Source organism: Arthrobacter glacialis, assembly GCF_002909445.1.
Taxonomy (GTDB): domain Bacteria; phylum Actinomycetota; class Actinomycetes; order Actinomycetales; family Micrococcaceae; genus Specibacter; species Specibacter glacialis.
On sequence record NZ_PPXC01000004.1, the window covers coordinates 280,323 to 299,895 of the forward strand.

The 19,573-nt window shown below is 61.5% G+C and carries 18 protein-coding genes; 6 read left to right on the forward strand and 12 right to left on the reverse strand.

Annotated features, from left to right (window positions below):
- Positions 1-135: 135 nt before the first annotated feature.
- From CVS27_RS06875 to CVS27_RS06915, 9 genes are all read right to left on the reverse strand, one after another.
- Complete coding sequence (locus CVS27_RS06875) at positions 136-1,521, reverse strand: sulfate adenylyltransferase subunit 1 (protein WP_103464988.1); 1,386 nt, start codon at positions 1,519-1,521, stop codon at positions 136-138.
- Entirely contained in the window at positions 1,521-2,468 is a 948-nt protein-coding gene (cysD, locus tag CVS27_RS06880; protein WP_103464989.1) for a sulfate adenylyltransferase subunit CysD, read from the reverse strand. The genes CVS27_RS06875 and cysD overlap by 1 nt, the downstream gene beginning before the upstream one ends.
- On the reverse strand, positions 2,465-3,178 hold the full coding sequence (locus CVS27_RS06885) for a phosphoadenylyl-sulfate reductase (RefSeq protein ID WP_103464990.1): 714 nt from the start codon (positions 3,176-3,178) through the stop codon (positions 2,465-2,467). The genes cysD and CVS27_RS06885 overlap by 4 nt, the downstream gene beginning before the upstream one ends.
- Entirely contained in the window at positions 3,175-4,932 is a 1,758-nt protein-coding gene (locus CVS27_RS06890) for a nitrite/sulfite reductase (protein WP_103464991.1), read from the reverse strand. Before CVS27_RS06890 ends, CVS27_RS06885 begins: the two co-directional genes overlap by 4 nt.
- Positions 4,933-5,128: 196 nt before the next feature.
- Positions 5,129-6,100 carry a thioredoxin domain-containing protein gene (locus tag CVS27_RS06895; RefSeq protein WP_133162895.1) on the reverse strand — a complete coding sequence of 324 codons (972 nt, stop codon included), beginning with the start codon at positions 6,098-6,100 and terminating at the stop codon, positions 5,129-5,131.
- A gap of 218 nt (positions 6,101-6,318) precedes the next feature.
- The gene (locus tag CVS27_RS06900) at positions 6,319-7,020 is read right to left on the reverse strand and encodes a sirohydrochlorin chelatase (RefSeq protein ID WP_243400078.1); all 702 of its coding nucleotides are present in this window, start codon (positions 7,018-7,020) and stop codon (positions 6,319-6,321) included.
- 71 nt (positions 7,021-7,091) lie between these two features.
- Positions 7,092-8,504, reverse strand: coding sequence for an MFS transporter (locus CVS27_RS06905; RefSeq protein WP_103464993.1), 1,413 nt, complete (start codon positions 8,502-8,504; stop codon positions 7,092-7,094).
- The gene (locus CVS27_RS06910; protein ID WP_103464994.1) at positions 8,501-9,721 is read right to left on the reverse strand and encodes an ABC transporter permease; all 1,221 of its coding nucleotides are present in this window, start codon (positions 9,719-9,721) and stop codon (positions 8,501-8,503) included. Before CVS27_RS06910 ends, CVS27_RS06905 begins: the two co-directional genes overlap by 4 nt.
- 1 nt (position 9,722) lies before the next feature.
- The gene (locus CVS27_RS06915; protein WP_103464995.1) at positions 9,723-10,664 is read right to left on the reverse strand and encodes an ABC transporter ATP-binding protein; all 942 of its coding nucleotides are present in this window, start codon (positions 10,662-10,664) and stop codon (positions 9,723-9,725) included.
- Positions 10,665-10,783: 119 nt separating this feature from the next.
- Here CVS27_RS06915 and CVS27_RS06920 point away from each other — a divergent pair, with 119 nt between their 5' ends.
- Positions 10,784-11,203, forward strand: a complete 420-nt coding sequence (locus CVS27_RS06920; protein WP_103464996.1) for a hypothetical protein — start codon at positions 10,784-10,786, stop codon at positions 11,201-11,203.
- A 60-nt stretch (positions 11,204-11,263) separates the two neighbouring features.
- A complete protein-coding gene (locus CVS27_RS06925; RefSeq protein WP_103464997.1) occupies positions 11,264-11,860 on the forward strand; it encodes a hypothetical protein in 597 nt (198 codons plus the stop codon).
- 147 nt (positions 11,861-12,007) lie between these two features.
- Here CVS27_RS06925 and CVS27_RS06930 read toward each other — a convergent pair whose 3' ends face one another.
- The 3 genes from CVS27_RS06930 to CVS27_RS06940 are packed head-to-tail and all read right to left on the reverse strand — an operon-like array spanning position 12,008 to position 15,183.
- A complete protein-coding gene (locus CVS27_RS06930; protein ID WP_103464998.1) occupies positions 12,008-13,111 on the reverse strand; it encodes a polyprenyl synthetase family protein in 1,104 nt (367 codons plus the stop codon).
- Complete coding sequence (locus tag CVS27_RS06935; RefSeq protein ID WP_103464999.1) at positions 13,108-14,430, reverse strand: geranylgeranyl reductase family protein; 1,323 nt, start codon at positions 14,428-14,430, stop codon at positions 13,108-13,110. Before CVS27_RS06935 ends, CVS27_RS06930 begins: the two co-directional genes overlap by 4 nt.
- 30 nt (positions 14,431-14,460) lie before the next feature.
- Entirely contained in the window at positions 14,461-15,183 is a 723-nt protein-coding gene (locus CVS27_RS06940; protein ID WP_103465000.1) for a demethylmenaquinone methyltransferase, read from the reverse strand.
- 124 nt (positions 15,184-15,307) lie between these two features.
- On the opposite strand from CVS27_RS06940, the gene CVS27_RS06945 reads away from it, so the two are divergent.
- The 4 genes from CVS27_RS06945 (at position 15,308) to CVS27_RS06960 (ending at position 19,528) form a co-directional block, all read left to right on the forward strand.
- Positions 15,308-16,654 (forward strand): isochorismate synthase, encoded by a 1,347-nt coding sequence (locus CVS27_RS06945; RefSeq protein WP_103465001.1) that lies wholly within the window; start codon positions 15,308-15,310, stop codon positions 16,652-16,654.
- 164 nt (positions 16,655-16,818) lie between these two features.
- Positions 16,819-17,757 carry an ABC transporter substrate-binding protein gene (locus CVS27_RS06950; protein ID WP_103465002.1) on the forward strand — a complete coding sequence of 313 codons (939 nt, stop codon included), beginning with the start codon at positions 16,819-16,821 and terminating at the stop codon, positions 17,755-17,757.
- A 23-nt stretch (positions 17,758-17,780) separates the two neighbouring features.
- Positions 17,781-18,728: an amino acid ABC transporter permease gene (locus CVS27_RS06955; RefSeq protein ID WP_103465003.1), complete on the forward strand. Its 948-nt coding sequence runs from the start codon at positions 17,781-17,783 to the stop codon at positions 18,726-18,728.
- Positions 18,725-19,528, forward strand: coding sequence for an amino acid ABC transporter ATP-binding protein (locus CVS27_RS06960; RefSeq protein WP_103465004.1), 804 nt, complete (start codon positions 18,725-18,727; stop codon positions 19,526-19,528). Before CVS27_RS06955 ends, CVS27_RS06960 begins: the two co-directional genes overlap by 4 nt.
- Positions 19,529-19,573 lie beyond the last annotated feature (45 nt).

Here is a 19,573-nt window from a genome sequence, read left to right on the forward strand (position 1 = left end):
CGGATAGTTTCATGCTTCCCAACCGCCGCGGCGATGTCAATGGCAACGTCTACGGGAAATGCCGCCGTTCCCGCCTTTTGCCGCCGATATGGCGACGGCATTTTGCGGGAACGGCGGCATTTCCTGGAAGGATCCCTAGATCACGTAGCGTTCGTCCTCATGGTCGCCCGGATGGTCCTTGACCAGGCCGGCGGCGAGGGTGTTGCCGTCCTGCGGATCGATCACCAAAAAAGCGCCGGTGCGGCGGTGGCGGGCATAGGACTCCACCGGCAGCGGTGATGCCAGGCGGATCTGGGCCGCACCAATGTCATTGAGCTCCAGCCCGGAGGCCGCCTCCAGCTCGAAGGAGTCCAGGTTCAGCTTGCCCGTCACGGCACGAACCAATCCCTGCACGGTCTTGCTGCCGTGCTTGATCAGCACCTTGGAGCCCTCACGCAACGGCTTGGCGGACAGCCAGCACAACTCCGCGTAAACGTCTTGGCTGACCTCGCCAAAGGTGCCGGTGGCGGCAATGACATCACCGCGGGCAATGTCGATCTCTTCGCTCAGGCGCAGCGACACCGACTGCGGTGCAACCGCACGCTCCAGCGAGGTGCCTGCAAAGTCGATCCCGACTACTGTGGCCGTGCGTCCAGCCGGGAGCACCGTGATCTGATCCCCCACTGACACCGACCCCGACGCCACTTGTCCCGCATAGGCGCGGTAGTCACGGAAGGAGGCACCGGCGTCGTCCGTCAGGGCAAGCTCGGGAGCCAGCGCACCCTGCGGGCGGATGACCAGCTGCACGGGGAAGCGGAACGGCTCCAGCCCGCGCTCCAACTCGTCGGTGGTGGGCAGCGTTTCCAGAATGTCCAGGAGGCTGGGGCCGGTGTACCACGGCGTGTGTGCCGAACGGTCCACCACATTGTCGCCTTCGAGGGCCGAGACGGGAACGACGACGACGTCGCTCAAGCCAATCTCGCCGGCCACGGACTGCAGATCAACTTCGATGGCACGGTACACAGATTCGCTGAAGCCGACCAGGTCGATCTTGTTCACGGCAACCAGCACGTTGGGAACGCGCAGCAGCTTCAGCACTGAGAGGTGGCGCCGGGTCTGCTCGAGGACACCCTTGCGGGCATCGATCAGCACCACGACGGCGTCCGCTGTGGAAGCGCCGGTCACAGTGTTTTTGGTGTACTGCACGTGCCCGGGGCAGTCTGCCAGGATGAAGCTGCGGCGGTCCGTGGCGAAATACCTGTACGCCACATCGATGGTGATGCCCTGCTCGCGCTCGGCACGCAGGCCGTCCGTCAGCAGTGCCAGGTCGATCTTCTGGGTGCTGCCGTTCTCGCCGCCAAAGCCGCGGTCCGCGGAGGTGCGGGTGACAGCGTCCAGCGTGTCCGCCAGAATGGCCTTGGAATCGTGCAGCAGGCGACCCACCAGGGTCGACTTGCCGTCATCGACGGAGCCGGCCGTGGCGAAGCGGAACAGGGTTCCGGTGCCCAGTGCGGCAGGAGTGGTTTCAAAAGCTGTGCTCATTAGAAGTAGCCGTCTTTCTTGCGGTCTTCCATGGCTGCCTCGGAGATGCGGTCATCTGCCCGGGTGGCGCCACGTTCTGTCAGGGTGGAGGCGGCAACTTCGCGCACTACGTCGTGGACTGTTGTTGCGTCGGAGGCCACGGCGCCGGTGCAGGACATGTCTCCCACGGTCCTGTAGCGGACCTGCTTGATGACCACTTTCTCATCGGGACGCGGCTCGGAGACCGGGCCCACGGCACGCCACATACCGTCACGCTCATACACTTCACGGTCATGGGCGTAGTACAGGCCCGGAAGTTCAATGTTTTCGCGGGCAATGTAGCGCCAGATGTCCAGCTCGGTCCAGTTGCTGATGGGGAACGCGCGCACATGCTGACCCACTGTGTGGCGGCCGTTGTACAGGTTCCACAGTTCGGGGCGCTGGTTGCGCGGGTCCCACTGGCCAAATTCGTCGCGCAGGGACAGGATGCGCTCCTTGGCGCGGGCCTTGTCCTCATCGCGGCGGCCGCCACCAAAAACGGCGTCGAACTTGTTCTTGGCAATGGCATCCAGCAGCGGCACCGTCTGCAGCGGGTTGCGGGTGCCGTCGGCGCGTTCGGCCAGCTCGCCACTGTCGATGAACTCCTGGACGGAACCCACCTCCAGGCGCAGGCCCAGGCGTTCCACAGTGCTGTCACGGAACTCAATAACTTCAGGGAAGTTGTGTCCGGTGTCCACGTGCAGAACGGGGAATGGCACCTTGCCGGGCCAGAACGCCTTGGTGGCCAGGTGCAACATGACCACGGAGTCCTTGCCGCCGGAGAACAGCAGCGCCGGGCGTTCAAACTCTGCCACCACTTCACGGATGATGTGGATGGCCTCGGATTCGAGCAGGTCCAGCGAGTTCAGGGACTCGAGCGGAGTTTCGACATGCTCAACCAGTGGGATGTCTGTGATTTGGGTGCTCATACGTGTAGCCCGCATTCTGTCTTGGAGGTTCCGGCCCAGCGTCCTGACCTGGGGTCGGCGCCGGGGGCCACTTTCTTGGTGCAGGGTGCGCAGCCGATGGACGGGTAGCCCTGGCTCAGCAAGGGATTCACCGGCAGGAGATTGTCATCGGAGTAGCTGATCAATTCTTCGTAGGTCCAGGTGGCCACGGGATTGACCTTAACCAGGCCGTTCTTTTCATCCCACACCACCAGCGGCGTATCGGTCCGGGTGGGTCCTTCATCGCGGCGCACGCCCGTGAACCACAGCTCGTAGCCACGCAGTGAGCGGCTCAACGGTTCAACTTTTCGCAAGGCGCAGCACTGGGCTGGATCGCGGGCAAACAAGTCCTTGCCCAGCAGCGAATCCTGTTCGGGAACGGTGTTCACCGGCAGGACGTCCACCACGTTGACCCGCAGGTTCTCCGCCACCTCGTTGCGCGTGGCGTAGGTTTCGTCGAAGTGATACCCCGTGTCCAGGAACAGCACATCCACTCCGGGGAGCTGGTCGGCAACCAGCGCCGGCAGTACGGCGTCGGCCATGGAACAGGCGACGGCGGCCGCACCCGTTGCGAAGTTGCGCGACACCCAGGCGATGATTTCCTCTGCGGACGCGTCCCACGCCAGTTCCGCAGCACCGGCCTGGGCAATGGACTTGAGCTCGTCATGCGAGCGGAGCGTTATGGTTGTCATTTCAGCAGCTCCTCATCGGCGCGGTGGGCGAATTCGGCGAATGTTTCGCCCTCTATGCGGGCGCCAACATACTGGCGCACCACGCGTTCCACGTAGTCGGGCAGCTCGGCGGCGGTCACCTTCAAGCCGCGAATGGTGCGGCCAAGGCCTGCCTCGACCCGGTTGTCGGTAGCCAGCCCGCCACCCAGGTGAACCTGGAAGCCGGGGGCTGTGCCGCCGTCGTCCGTGGGAAGCATCATGCCCTTCAGGCCGATGTCCGCGGTTTGGATGCGGGCGCAGGAGTTGGGGCAGCCGTTGATGTTCAACGCGATCGGCTGGGTCAGAACGTTGCTGTCCACCAGATCGGCCAGGCGTGTTTCCAAGGCGGTGATGGCCGTGGCTGCCGTGTCCTTGGTGTTCACCAGGGCCAGCTTGCAGTACTCGATGCCGGTGCAGGCGATGGTGGAGCGGCGGAACAATGACGGGCGGGCGGAGAGGCCCAGGCCGTCCAGTACCGTGATGAGCGGCTCAACCTGCTCCTTGGGCACGTCGAGGATGACGAGCTTCTGGTGCGGAGTGGTGCGCAGCCGGAACGAACCATGAGCTTCCAGAGCATCAGCCAGGGCAGTGAGAATGGTGCCCGACACCCGTCCCACGGTGGGCGTCACGCCAATGAAGAACTTGCCGTCCTTTTGCTCGTGGACACCAATATGGTCACCCGGCGAGGTGGGCTTGGGTGCGGGATCGCCGTCGGGCAGCTTGTGGCCCAGGTATTCGTCCTCCAGAATTTGGCGGAACTTGGCCGGTCCCCAGTCAGCCAGCAGGAACTTCAGGCGGGCCTTGGTGCGCATGCGGCGGTAGCCATAGTCGCGGAAGATGCTGGTGACGCCCAGCCACACCTCGGCGGCCACCTCGGGTGAGACAAAGACGCCCAAACGCTCGGCCAGACGCGGGTTGGTGGACAGTCCGCCACCCACCCAGAGGTCGTAGCCGGTGCCCAGCTCTGGGTGCACCACTCCAACCAGGGCAAAGTCGTTGATTTCATGCACCACGTCCTGCGAGGGGTGGCCGGTGATCGCGGTCTTGAATTTCCGCGGCAGGTTGGCCAGTTCCGGATCGCCAATGAACCGGGCGCTGACTTCCTTGATCAAGGGGGTGGGATCGATGATCTCATCCTTGGCGATGCCCGCCACGGGGGACCCAAGGATCACGCGGGGAACGTCGCCGCACGCCTCAGTGGTGGACAGGCCGGCCGCCTCGAGCCGGTTCCAGATCTCCGGCACGTCCTCAACGCGCACCCAGTGCAGCTGGACGTTCTGGCGGTCCGTCAGATCCGCGGTGTCGCGGCCAAAATCGGTGGAAATCTGCCCGATGACGCGCAGCTGCTCGGTGGTCAACGACCCGCCGTCAATGCGGACGCGGAGCATAAAGTACTTGTCTTCAAGCTCGTGGGGTTCCAGGGTGGCTGTCTTGCCGCCATCGATCCCCTGCTTGCGCTGGGTATAAAGCCCCCACCAACGGAAACGGCCGTGCAGATCGGTCTTTTCGATGCTGTCGAAACCGCCGGCGGCGTAGATGGTCTCTATCCGCTCACGGACGCTCAGCCCGCCGTCTTCCTGCTTCCAGACCTCGTTGGCGTTCAGCGGCGCGGTGCCGTCAACCTTCCACTGGCCGTGCGGTTTCGCCGCGGGCCGGGCACGTACGGGACGTGCCGGCGCTGTTTCGGATGCAGTGGGAGCCTGGGCGGTCGCTCCGGCTAGAGCTGTCTGTGTCATAGAAAGAGCGTAGGGTGCCGCGGCGTGCCCACCAATCAAGAACGAAATGCTGCTTCACCTTGGGCAACATTTCGTCATACGCCCCATTTTTGCCCGGCGTGTGCTTGTCCCAAGGCGGCTTTAAAGAAGGACGACGCCGGTCCCGCGCACCTTGGGCGGGACCGGCGTCGAACCTGGGTCAGCAGATCTGAGCCAGTTATTTTTTCGCAGCTAGGGCAGCGGCGGCAAAGTCCGTGAAGGAACCGTCTTGCCACTGCACGCCGTCCATGAACACTGTTGGGGTGCCCTGCACGCCGTGGGTGGACGCCAGACCGGTGGCAAAGGCAACGTAGGGCCTGTACGTCTTACTGTCCATGCAGTCTGTAATGTCCGCAGCCCCGGCCTCTTGTGCCAGCCGGCCCAGCTCGGCGGCGTCTAGGCCTTCACTGTTCTCTGCGGGCTGGTTGGTGAACAGCGAATCCAGGAACTTTTTGTAGTTCTGCGGGGATTCGCTGGCCACACACGCTGCCGCAGCAGCCGAGCGCGAGGAGTAATTGGTGCCGGCAGAGAATCTGTCCAAATACCCGATGGGCCGGTACTCTACAGTGATCTTGCCTTGGTCCTGCAACGCCTGGATGGCTGGGCCTTGGCTTTGCTCAAATGCTGCGCAATGCGGGCACATGAAATCGATGAACACCACTAGTTGCATGGGCTCACCGTTGGCTGATGCCTGAATGCCAATAGCCGCCGGGTCCAACGCCTGGCCGCCTTGTTCGGGCAATTGTGTGAGGTCAACGCGTGTGTCGGTAGTGGTGGGCGGGACCAGTGCGCCGCCCTGGCCGAAGGCGATCCCGCCAAACGCATTACTGTTCTCCGGGACGTTTCCTGTGCTGGACACGCCGCCCTTTTGGTTTGAGCCGTCCGGACTGCCCGCGGCGTTGTCGGCGGCCACACCGGCGAGGAAGAGCGATACCACAACAGCAATCACCCCCACAATGGCTGCCAGGGTCATTACATAACCAATGACGAGCCCGGCAATGGCCAGCCCCTTGCCCTCCTCCCCCGTTCGCTTGATCTGGCTCAGGGCAATGTGTCCGGTAATCACACCGGCAATGCCTACAAAGAAGGATGAGACCAGGGAAACAATGGCCAAGGTGTTGGTGCCGCCCTTGCCGCCGGGAGCTGGCATGGGCGGATACTGGCCGTAGGGCGGCTGCTGGCCATAGTGTGGCGGCGTCCATCCCGGCGGGTTTTGCGGATTTTCTGGACCTTGCACCGGGTTTTCCCCCACGAGTTTGCCTTTCGCTAGCTGAACATCCCACCCATCATCCCAGCGACAACCCGGACTGAGGCCATTGCGGCACAGCGGGTCGGGTTTTTCCCGGCCACCAACGGCTGGCGGGCGCGTTAGTCTTCGGTTCCCCGGCCCTGTGCAGCAAGGGCCGAGTCAAAGTGCTCCAAGGCAAGTTGGGCGAGCAGCACTGAGGGCAGCAACGGATCGGACACAAGATCCGCCCCGGCCTGGGACAACTGATCATGGAAGTATCCCGGCGCCAACAAGTATGAGGCAATGGCCACCCCTGCGGCTCCGCCCGCCCGCAGTTGTGCCACAGCTTCGGGCACCGAGGGAAGGGCGCTGGCGCCATAAGCCGCAACAATGCGTTGGGGCCGGCGAACCGCCAGATCCGCTGCCAGGACCTCAATTTGTTCGGCCGCTTCAGGCCGCGAGGATCCCGCGGCCGCCAGCACAATTCCCCAGTCCGCGGGCAAGTCGCCAAGCCGCTTGTGCAGCAACCCGGCCAGACGCGGGTCCGGCCCCAGCGGCTTGGCAGCAAGTGTTTCAGAACGGCTCTGGACAGCTTGGGCAATGTCCACCTGGACATGGAATCCCACGGTTAGCAGCAGCGGCACCACCACCGCCCGCACGCCCGGCGCCACGGCCGCCACCACATCGGGCAGTGCCGGCGTCTGGACATCCACATACGCTTCCAGCACGCTCAGGCCCGGGCGCAGCGCAGCAATTTCCGCCCTGAGTTCATTGATGCGGGCCTGCCCCTGCGCGCTGTTGGTGCCGTGGGCGCAGGCAATCATCACAGTCTCTTGTCCCATGGTTATGTCCTTTCAACGATTGTTCCCAGCCAATGTACGGCAGAAGGCGGTTGGGCCAATACTGTGTTGCGTCAGGGGTCACTGGCAGTATCCACGGCCTGCAGGCCTGCTGTCTTGTTGCTGATCCCCAGGGCCGAGACAACGCCGCCTGCAACAAAAAGCCCCGCTGTAATCAGCATGACACGCCGGAAGGATTCAACGTCAAGTGCCCCGCCCAATAAGAGCGCTGCCAAGGCCACTGCCAGGAGGCCGGCAACCCTTGACACTGCATTGTTGATGGCCGATCCAATGCCGCTTTGCCCCTGGGGCACGGCCCCCAGGATGGCTGCCGTCAACGGTGCCACCGTGATGGACAGGCCCACGGCAAAGACAATCTGGCCGGGCAGGATTTGCCACCAAAAGTTGAACGGCTCGGCCACGGATGTCATGAGCCAGTACCCCGCCCCGGCCACCACGGGACCTGCCGCCATGAACCAGCGCGGCCCGTACTTGCCAGCCAGGGTCCCGAACCGCCCAGCCAGAATCAACGAAATGACGGCGACGGGCAAGGACGCCAACCCGGCTTGCGCGGCGGAAAATCCCACAACCTCCTGCAGAAACAACACCACTATCAGCTGTCCCAAAGACAGTGCGGCATAGATGAAAGTGGTCGCGATGTTGCCCATGCCAAAGTTGCGGATCCGGAACAGGCCCAACGGCATCATGGGCGCTGCCACGCGACTTTCCCACCACAGGAAACCCGCCAGGGCCAGCAGGCCGGCCCCAAAAGGGAGGTAAACAGCGGGGTGTCCCCAGCCCAGCCGGCCTTGTTCAATCAGCGCGAACACTGTCCCGGCTAGGCCGGTAGCTGCCAGTGCGGCTCCCACAACGTCAATCCTGCGGCCGCGGCCTTTCGCTGTGGGGGCGGCGGACGCAAGCAGTGGTGTGGAAGCCGGCAGCGCCAGTCCCCTCAACAACCAGAGCGTGCCTGCAATAGGCACAACGTTGATGGCAAAGATGAGCCGCCAGCTGGCATAGTCAACCATCAGCCCGCCAGCCAGCGGACCGGCCAGAAACGCCGTCCCAGTCCATGCTGTCCAGGTGCCGATGGCCTTGCCTTGGGCTGCCCCAGTGAAGGTGGAGGTAATCAAGGCCAGCGAACTTGGCACCAGCATCGCAGCGCCTGCCCCCTGGACTGCGCGGGCCACGATCAGCAGCGTTGCGCTTGGCGCCACGGCGCAAGCCAGCGATGCTACACCAAAAATGATTAGTCCTGCACGCAGAATCCGCACCCGTCCGAAGGTGTCGGAGAGCGAGCCGGCGATCAAAATTAAGGACCCCAAGGCCAGCAGATACGCATCCACGACCCATTGCTGCGTGGTGATGCCACCGCCCAGGTCCAGGGTCACGGCCGGCAGTGCAACGTTCACAATGGCCCCGTCGAGGAACGCCACAAAGGAGGCCAGGATGGCCACCCACAAGACCCGCTGCTGGACGCCGGTCACGACTTCTTGGAGAAAGCGGTTCGGAGCGAGAGCTTGCGGGAATACTCAATGGATCCATAGCGGAACAAGTGCACGGCAACACGCAATGCCACCACGCCGAAGATGAACAGTTCGGCGATCACAATTGTTGCGGAGACGCCGTCGAGCGAGCCAAATGCGTTGCGCAACATGGCCGTGATGGGGGCTGTGAGTGGGAAGAACGTGAAGATTTGGACTATGACTGAGCCTGGATCACTGACCACCATGGTCACAATGTAAAAAGGGATGAACAGCGTGATCATGACGGGGGCGAACACTGTGCTGGCGTCCTTGGCCGTTGGCATGACCGCGCCAATGCTCACCAGCACGCCGGTGAAGAGGATGAAACCGCCAATGAACAGCAGCGCACCCACCAACATCGGCAGGAATTGGAACTGCAAATTGGAAAGGTCAAAATCGGGTATGGCCAGCTGGTCGTTGAAAAATACGAAAGCAACGGCCATGGGGGATGCAAACACCAGGGCCTGCACGGCGCCCACCATGAACAGCGAGATCACTTTGCCCACCACCAAGGTTGTGGGGTTCAAGGTTGTCAGGATCATTTCGGTGACCCGGTTTTCCTTTTCCTCCAAGGTGGAGGCAAGCATCTGATTGGCCAGCAAAATAATCACCACATAGAACAGGACCAGGAAAAGCAGTGGCGGCACCACAGTGTCCAGCCCGCCCGACGGCTGACCACCCTTGAATGTCTGGGACTCCGTGTCGAAATTGCCTTGGAGCGCCCCAGTCAATTCGGGCGAGCCCACTTTGTCCTGTGCCGAAAGGATCACCAGCTGCTTGGCGACGGCGTCATACGTGCCGTTTTTGAAAATGCCCTGGTCCGTGCCGAAAACCAGTACCGGGTCCGTCACCAGGCTGGCCGGGAAGCTGAAGTAAGCGTTGAGCGTGCCTGCCTTGACACGTTCGACGGCGGTGTCCGGGTCCGCCTCAATCCTCCCGCCCATGGCCTTGGCTATGGCCGGATCAATCAATGCAGAGGCGTCTGTGTAGCTGAAATCTACGGTCTGGGACTTTTGCGCCTCCGTTCTGGACTGTGTGGAGGAGCTGCTGGCAAAGACCAGGGCAAAGACCAGGCCCAGCAGCAGGGGGATGGCAAGGGTGGCAATCCAGAAGCGGCGCTTCTTCACAGTCCGGGTGAATTCAAACTGCACCACTGTGCCCAGGTTGTGGCGGGCCACCTCAAGTCACCGGCCCTGTTGAGTTTGGCTTGTGAGCCGCTGATGGGTCGCCGTAAATCTGGATGAAAATGTCATCCAGGCTGCGTTTGGCGGCCACAAATCCGCTGACGGCCAAGCCTGAGCCAATCAGCTCCCGCAGCACCTGTGACTCATCGGCACTCTCGGCCAGAGAGAGTTCAGCGTAGTTGGTTTCCTGCAGGGTGATCTTGTAGTTTGGCGATTCGTTAATGGTGCCGGAATATTTGAGCTTGATGGTGCGGCCACCAAATTGGTTTTGCACCTCATCGATGGTGCCGTAGGCCTCGGCGCGGCCGTCCTTGAGCAGGATGATCCTCTCACACAGGCGCTCCACCTCCTCCATTTGGTGGGTCACCATCATGACAGTGGCGCCGGCGTCCTTGCGTTCCTCAATGATGTCCAGCAGCAGCCGTCTGTTCACGGGGTCAAAACCCTTGGTTGGCTCATCCAAAATCAACAGTTCCGGTTCATTCATGATGGTCACGCCCAGCTGAATTTTTTGTTGCTCTCCGCCGGAAAGCTTGTCCAACCGCAGATCAGCCTTGTCAGCCAGGTCCACCCTGTCCAAATATTGCCGGGAGAACTTCTGGGCCTCTTGCTTGCTCAGACCCTTGAGCCGGCCAAAGTACGTCATCACGTCCATCACGGATTCTTTTTTGTACAGGCCGCGTTCCTCCGGCAGATAGCCAAGGCGGGAGCCAAAGTCGTCGCTGAAAACCTTGCCGTTGATCTCCAAGGTTCCCGCTGTGGGCCTGTAGATGCCCAGCAGTGCCCGGATCGTCGTCGTCTTTCCACTGCCGTTGCTGCCCAGAAAACCAAACGTTTCCCCACGCTCAACGTCAAAGGAAAGCCCGTCGATGACTTTCTTCGCGGCAAAGTGCATGTGGAAGTCGTGGATATGAATCAGAGGCTGTGCAACGTTCATTTAGTCAGCGTAGTCACATTTGGGGTCCGTGGCGTTGGCGGCATCATTCTGGGCACCCCCAGCAGCTTGTCCCGGCTAGAATTGTAGGCAACGCAACCGCCAATTTTTCGGAGATTTGAATGTCTGACATGTTCGTAGAGAAGTTCCGCGGCCTGGTGCCCCTGTACCTTCAGGAGCCGTGGCAGGAGGCCGACGGCATCACTGTGGCGGACCTTGATGACGTCTTTGCGGAATTGAAGATTTCGGTGCCACTGGCCCTGCGGGAGTTCCTGCATGCTTTGGGCAATTGCGAAGAAATCATGGAAGCGTACTACTTCTTCTGGGATCCTGAAGAGCTGGAAGTCCAGGACGGCTACCTGCTGTTCCTCGAGGACGAGGACGAGGCCTACACCTGGGGCATGCTGGCCGATCAGGCTGACGTTCCCGACCCCATCGTGTGGCGTCGGAACAATGCCACGGGCCAGTGGATCAATGAAGAGGGCACTTTTAGCGAGTTTGTTTTTGACATGCTCGACTGGGTTTTCACCGACTCCGAATAGTCCCCCATCTGGTCGGCGCCAGCTATGGGAATATTCCTCCGCTGGATGTAGCGTAGCGATATGGACGCACAGGAGCATTCGCCAGCTTTGATTCCAGACCCAGCCGCCATCGTGGCACTCGTGGAGACGTTGGTTGCGGGCATGTGGCCTCGCTCAGATTTTGAACGCAAAGCCTTCTTCCAGCGGCTGGGTTTCGCCTCGGGGGCCAAATGGGATGATGCATCCACCGTCTCGGCCACGGCGCACTTTGCCCTGCAAACCCCTCTTGCCGGGGATCTTTTCAGCTCGTGGACGCAGTACCACGGGAAATTCATGGGCGTCAGTATGCAGCCCTACACCTCCATGACCACCAATGATCTTTCCACCCGTGCCGGCTATGAGGCCATCTGGGCCCAGCTCACGGCGCACTACGGCGAGCCGGCCAATCCGTGGCACGACCCCGTTGTGCCGGCCTGTGTTTGGAACGTCAATGGCCGCCGCGTGGTGATCCGCTTCTTCAATCTGCAGCACAGCGGCATGATGCTCAGCGTTGACGACGCCGGACTGGCGGTAGCCGCTGCCACGGAGGCAAAGCGGTTGAACGAGCCCACTCATTGGAACAACAGTGAAGAGGCTGTTAGCCCGTTTGTTCTTCCCCGTTTGGGTGGCCGCGTCTAGCTAAGCAACTGACCCGCAGTAGTGGTCGAAAAACACCGCGAAATCGCGTTTTTTCGAGGGCCCACGCCCGCGAGGGGCCCCGACCGAGGGACGAGGTTTGGGGAGCGGGTGGGGATTACTGCGGGTCAGTTGGTTTTTTGGTGGGGATCAGACGTCCCTCGACACCACTGCTTCGGCAAACGAGGTGAGCGCTGCCTTGACCATGCCCTCGGGCAGGGGCGCCAATGCGGCAATCGCGTCGGCGGACCATTCGCGGGCAACCACCCAGGACTCCGCGGTGACGGGGTGCTCGCGCAGTGCGGCAACAGCCTCAGCCAGAGCTTCATCGCCGCTCAGGTCGCCATCAACGAGCGTCAGCACAGCAGCGGCGGAGGCATCGCCGTCGGCGGCGGCCTTACGCAGCAACAGCACGGGCAGGGTCGGTACGCCTTCGCGCAGATCAGTTCCCGGTGATTTCCCGGAAACCTGCTTGAGCCCGGTGACATCGATGACGTCGTCAGCCAGCTGGAAAGCCACCCCAACTTTTTCGCCGTATTCGAGCATGACGTCCTGCAACTCTTCCGGCGCCCCACCAAAGATGGCACCAAGCTGGCCGGAGGCTGCCACGAGGGAAGCCGTCTTGTCGGCTACGACGGAAAGGTAGTGCTCTACCGGGTCTTCATCCTCGCGCGGACCCACCGTCTCGTGCAGCTGACCCAGGCACAAGCGTTCAAAGGTCCGGGCCTGAATTTCCAGCGCCCGACCACCGAGTTCGGACACCAGGATCGAGGCCCGGGCAAAGATCAAGTCGCCGGTCAAGATGGCGACGGTGTTGCCCCACACCTCATGGGCCGTGGGCGCACCCCGGCGGAACGGCGCGGAGTCCATGACGTCGTCGTGGTAGAGCGTGGCCAGATGGGTCAGCTCAACGACAACGGCGGCCTGCACCACTTCTCTACGGCTGGCATCGCCCAGGTGGGCAGCGAGCAGTACCAGCAACGGCCGGATGCGCTTGCCACCGGCTTCTACCAGGTGCCTGCTTGTAGCATCGGCCAAGGGATCCGAATTGGCAATGGCTTCACGAAGTACCTTTTCCACCCTGGCCAGGCTCATGGCAATGGACGGGCCAAGCTCCGGGTCATCAGCGACAGCGGAGAAGCCTGACGGCAATTGCAAACCTGTGGCAATGGCCATGGTGCTGGGGTTGGCGTCCTGCGACTCGGGCAGCCCGTGTCCGGCGTGGGTCCAGCTATGTTTCGCGGAAGTAGTCACTGCTTAACACTAACTATTGGTAGGGATTGTTGCTTGGGCGTGCGGGGAAAGTCTTGATTACTGGTGGCTGGTACCAGCTTCTCCAGTAGATGAATCACTCTATCCTCAAAACCTCGTTCCCCGGCGTCGGTGAGGTTCGCCATCATGCGGACCACAAAACGCATCAGCACAGGGATCGGCATGCCGGTTCGCAGCGCCAGCTTCATGATGGCCGGCTTGCCGATCAATTGGGCGAAGACCCGCCCCAAGGTGAAGTGGCTGCCCCACTGTTCGCGGACGTAGTCGCTGTACCCGGACAAGGCATGGTTGGCGGCCAGCACGGAGTTGGTTCCGGCCGCGCGTTGAATGAACTCGGCGGCGAAGCGGGCCGATTCCATGGCGTAGGAAATGCCTTCGCCATTGAAGGGACTGACCATGCCACCGGAATCACCCAGCAGCAAAAGCCCGGGTGAGTAGTGCGGAGTCCGGTTGAACCCCATGGGCAGGGCTGCGCCACGGATGGGGCCCACTTGGTTTTCGGAAGTGAAACCCCACTCGGGCGGCATGGCGCCTGTCCAGTCGCGCAGCACCTGGCGGTAGTCCAGCTTCCCGAACGCCTTGGAGGAGTTGAGAATGCCCAGGCCCACGTTGGAAGTGCCGTCGCCAACGCCGAAAACCCAGCCGTAGCCCGGCAGCGGGTTGCCTTGCTTGTCGGGGAGTTCCAGCCACCCCTCCATCCAGTCGTCATCGTGGCGAGGGGAGGTGAAGTAGGTCCGGTACGCAACACCCATGGGCCTGTCGTCGCGTTTTTCGTGGCCCAGGGACACAGCCGTGCGGGTGGAGTTGCCGTCTGCGGCCAGCACCAGGTCGGCGAAGAAGTCCTTGCTCTCGCCCGTCTTCTTACCCGAGTCATCCATGAGCGACGCGCGGGCACCCACCACGGTTCCGGCGTCGTCCGTCAACGCTGTGGAGACCGAGTGACCCTCAAGGATCAGCGCACCTGCGGCACGGGCATGCGTGGCCAAGGATTCATCGAAGCCCAAGCGGGTCCGGATCAGCCCGTAATCCGGGAAGTTGCTCAGTTCCGGCCAAGGAACCTCCACCTGCCGCCCGCCAGCAATGAGGCGCAGGCCTTTGTTCCGGCGCCACCCCTCGGCAGGGTCATGCGGCAGGCCCATGAGCTGCATTTCGCGCACTGCACGCGGGGTCAGGCCGTCACCGCACACCTTTTCGCGCGGGAAACGGGTCTTTTCCAGCACCGTCACATCAATCCCGGCGGTGGCCAGGTGGTAGGCCGCTGTGGATCCGGCAGGACCAGCCCCTACTATCAGTACCTTCACGGTGGGTGGAGTTCCTTTAGTTGGCGGACGTTAGTTGGCGGGGAAAGATTCGGCCGACTGCAGCGGCTTGACGGCGCGGTGGACTGCCACAATGCCGCCGCTCAAATTCCGGTAGGCAACGTTTTCCCAGCCGGACTCGGTGAGCCAGGCGGACAAGTTGTCCTGGTTGGGCCAGACCCGAATGGATTCAGCCAGGTAAACATAGGCGTCCGGGTTGGACGCAACTTTTTTGGCGATGGGAGGCAGCGCCCGCATCAAATACTCGGTGTACACGGTGCGGAACGGTGAAAAGGTGGGGTGCGAGAACTCGGCCACCACCAGTTTGCCGCCGGGCTTGGTAACGCGCAGCATCTCCCGCAGTGCCTTCTTCGGATCCATGACATTGCGCAGGCCAAAGGAAATGGTGGAGGCGTCAAAGGAGTTGTCGGCGAAGGGCAGGTTGGTGGCATCCCCGGCGATGAAGTCAATGTCGGGGCGGCGGCGTTTGCCCACCTTCAACATGCCCACCGAGAAGTCACAAGCCACTACATCAACACCGGCGTCGGCAAATGGCTCGCTGGAGGTGCCGGTACCGGCAGCCAGGTCAAGGACCCGTTGGCCGGGCACAGCACCAACTGCGTCCACCACAATGCGGCGCCACCGGCGCGTCTGCCCCAGGGACAGAATGTCATTGACGATGTCGTATTTTGGGGCCACGTCGTCAAACATGGCGGCCATTTCTTCCGGACGCTTCTCCAAAGATGCACGGTTCACCCCTTTAGTCTCTCAAACTTTGAAGCGGATCGTGCATTGCGTTGCGGTGCAGTACGCCACTTGTGGGCCATCACACCGCGATTGAGCCGAAGTTGGGCCTGCAGGCGAGTAATCTGGACTCATCATGACTGCTTCCTTGGGCACCCATTCGCTGCGCACCCTGACTACGGCCCTGGATCCGGCCACGCTGGGTGAGCTCGGCGTGACCAACCCCGCCAGCTTGCTGGGCACCCTGGGCGGCACCGATCCGCTGTGTTGGCTGCGGCGCGGCGAGGGATTCCTGGGCTTTGGTGAAGTCACCGCTTTTACAGGTGCCGGGCGGGGGCGTTTTGCCGACGCCGAACAATGGTGGAAAACCCTGTTGGCCGATGCCCGGATCATCAACCCCCTGCGCCTGCCCGGCACCGGCGCCATGGCGTTTGGCTCCTTTGCCTTCTCCAAAACCAGCAGCTATGAATCGGTGCTGATTGTCCCGGAACTGGTGGTGGGTTTTTCCGGTGGCACCACCTGGCTGACCCAGATGAGTGTGGACGGCACTGCCCCCACCGCCGAATCCGCCCTCCATCTGCTGCGCTCGGCAATAGCAGGGGCATCACCTGCTGACAGCTCGACGCCGGAGCCCGCCCCCGCCGGCACGGTGCGTTCCGGGGCGCTCACCGAGGACCAGTGGAAGGATTCAGTCACCGCAGGGGTGGCGGCCATTGCCCGGGGCGGCCTGGAAAAGGTGGTTTTGGCCCGGGATGTGGTGGCAACGTTCGCCGAACCGGTGCAGAGAGTTTCAATTCTGCAACGATTAATACGCCTATACGACGAATGCTGGACCTACGGGGTGCACGGCCTGGTGGGCGCAACACCGGAAATTTTGATCAAAATTGACGGCTCGGTGGCCCAGGCAAGGGTTCTTGCCGGAACGTTGGATCGGGAAGACGAACCCGCCGGGTCCACGGGCTTTGCCACTACCGTTTTGGGCGGCTCCATCAAGCAGCGCCAGGAACATGACTTTGCTGTCAGGTCCCTGGTCCGGCAACTGGCGCCATTCGCCAGCGATCTGGCATTCCCGGCCGAACCCTTCATCCTGGAGCTGCCCAATGTGTGGCACCTTGCCTCAGATGTCACGGCCGAATTGGCCAGTTCCAACGGGCATTTACCCAGTTCCTTGGCCTTGGTTGAGGCTTTGCACCCTACGGCAGCAGTGTGCGGCACCCCCCGGGAGGAAGCCGGAACGCTCATCCTGGAGCTTGAAAAAATGGACCGTGGACCCTACGCCGGACCGGTGGGCTGGCTCGATGGTGACGGCAACGGCGAATGGGGCATCGCCCTGCGCGGGGCAGTGCTGGAAGACCCGCACAGCGTGCGCCTTTATGCGGGCGCCGGCATTGTGGAGGCCTCGGATCCGGAGGCTGAACTGGCCGAGACGTGGGCTAAATTCCGTCCCATGCTGCAAGCCTTGAACGTTCCACAGAACCGTTAAAGTGGGTCGCTGAGTCTGGAATGTCAGACACGATCGTGTCTCGGCCACTTGCTAGCCTAGGTAAAAAGTTGTTCAATAGTGAAATGTCGTTTACCGTGATGCAAATCACTCGGGGCTACACTATATTTCATCGACACACTGTTCCATGAAACAAAGGGCTAAAAATGCATATTTCAACCAAACTGTCAGTTCGTCTCGCCGCGGTAGCTGCCGTCGCAGCATTGGCACTGACCGGCTGCACCACAGCATCCCAGGATGGTGGCGGCGAAAGCAGCGGAGGAGCTTCACAGCCTGCCGCGTTCGATCCCACGACAGTAGCCAAGGACGACGCCTTGATTGCGTTGCTGCCAGCAGCCCTGAAGGAAAAAGCCACCCTCACAGTAGGCTCCGATACCTCCTACGAACCAGCCGAGTTCCTGGACAAGGACGGACAGACGCCCATCGGTTATGACGTTGACTTTGCCAAGGCAATCGCAGCAACGTTGGGCAAGACGGCAGAGGTTCAGACAGCTGACTTCTCAGGCATTCTCCCCAAGCTGGGCACCGTCTACGACATGGGATTGTCGTCTTTCACCGTCACGCAAGAACGGTCAAAGGCCGTGAACTTCATTAGTTACTTCAATGCTGGTGTGCTGTGGGCAGTGCAAAAGGGCAACCCCAAGGGCATCACCATGGACAACCTGTGCGGGAAGAAGGTGGGCGTCCAGACGGGAACCGTCCAAGAAGACCCTGACGTGAAGGACCGTTCCGCGGCCTGTGTTGCAGCAGGGCAGCCTGCCATCGAAATCATCTCGCTGAAGAACCAGACTGAGGTCACCACCCGACTGGTTGGTGGCACCATCGACGCCATGAGCGCCGATTCCCCCATCACCCGCAATGCGATGGCCAAGACAAATGGCCAGCTGGAAACTTTGGGTGATGTGTATGACTCCGCCGAACAAGGCATCGCGATCGCCAAGGCTGATACCGAATTTGCCGGTGTGATCGAGAAGGTCATGAACAAGCTCATCGATGATGGCTCCTACATGAAGATCTTGGAAAAGTGGAACAACACTGAAGGTGCCGTCACCCAAGCGGTCCTGAACCCCGCCCCGAAAAATTGAGCAGGGGATCCCGGCGTCAGACCATGGTGGGCAAGGACGCCAGCCTTGAACTGATTGACGCAGTTCCCGTTCGTCACCCGTGGCGATGGGTTGGTGCCGCCGCCATACTGCTGGCCCTCATCTTGGTCATCCAGTCAATGACCACCAACCCCAAGTTCTATTGGGGAACCTTCCGGACCTATGTCTTCGACGTACTGGTCATCCAGGGCGTGGGCTGGACGCTGATCCTGACCGCCAGCTCCATGGTCATTGCCATTGTGCTGGCCATCCTGCTGGCGTTCATGCGCCAATCCGACAACCCTCTGTTCAGGTACGTTTCCTGGGTGTGGGTCTGGTTCTTCCGTGGCACCCCTGTGTACACCCAGCTGCTGTTCTGGGGATCCATCGGGGCCTTGTATCCCAAGATCATTGTTGGCGTCCCCTTTGGCCCGGAACTGTTTTCTTGGGACACGGCCACGGTCATCAACGCAACCGTCGCGGCAATCGTGGGCCTGGGCCTGAACGAATCCGCGTACCTGGCGGAGATCTTCCGGGCCGGCCTGAAGTCCGTGGACAATGGCCAAATGGAGGCGGCCGAGGCATTGGGCATGCGCAGGTCAAAGGTCATGTGGCGGATAATCCTGCCCCAAGCCATGCGCGTGATCATTCCTCCCACCGGAAATGAAACCATCGGCATGCTCAAAACCACCTCGCTGGTGTTGGCTGTGCCGTTCACCCTGGACCTGACATTCGTGACGAATGCATTGGCCAGCCGTACATTCCTGCCCATCCCGTTGTTGATGGTCGCCGCATTCTGGTACTTGGTGATCACCTCAGTGTTTATGGTGGGCCAGTTTTACATCGAACGGCACTTTGGCAAGGGCGTTGACAACGTCATGAAAGCTCCGGTCAAGGCCACTGAAGTTGCTGCTTCGGCCCATGCAAACCCGGTGAAAACCACCGACGGAACCACGGAAGGTGGCAAGCAATGACCGACACAACTTCAACGGCCTCGCCGGTACCCGCCGGGGTCAAGCCGCTGGTGGACATCCAGGGAGTCCACAAGTTCTTCGGCGAGCACCATGTGCTCAAGGGCATCGACATGAGCGTGAAACCCGGCGAGGTCTCAGTAATCATCGGCCCGTCAGGTTCCGGCAAGTCAACGCTCTTGCGCTGCATCAACCTCCTGGAAACCATCAGTGCCGGCCGGATTTATGTCCACGATGCCCTCATCGGGTTCAAGGAGATCAACGGCAAGTTGCACGACTTGAACACCAAGCAGATCGCCGGCCAGCGCCGGGAGATTGGCATGGTGTTTCAGCGCTTCAACCTGTTCCCGCACAAGACTGCCCTGCAAAATGTGATTGAGGCTCCCACCCAGGTGAAGCGCCAGTCCAAGGCAGCGGCCAAACTGAAGGCACTTGAACTGTTGGAGATGGTGGGTCTTTCCGATCGCGCCAACTTCTACCCGGCTCAGCTGTCAGGTGGCCAGCAGCAGCGTGTTGCCATTGCCCGTGCGCTGGCCATGGAGCCGGAGTTGATGCTCTTTGACGAGCCCACGTCAGCTCTGGACCCCGAGCTGGTGGGCGATGTCCTTGAAGTCATGAAAAAACTGGCCAAGTCAGGAATGACCATGATTGTGGTGACCCATGAGATTGGTTTTGCCCGCGAAGTGGGCGACACCTTGACGTTCATGGACGGCGGCGTGGTGGTGGAGAGCGGAAACCCGCGCGACATCATCGCCAACCCCCAGCATGACCGGACCAAGGAGTTCCTCAGCAGGGTCCTCTAACCCCGTTCCTTCGAACTGACCCGCAGTAGTGGTCGAAAAACGACG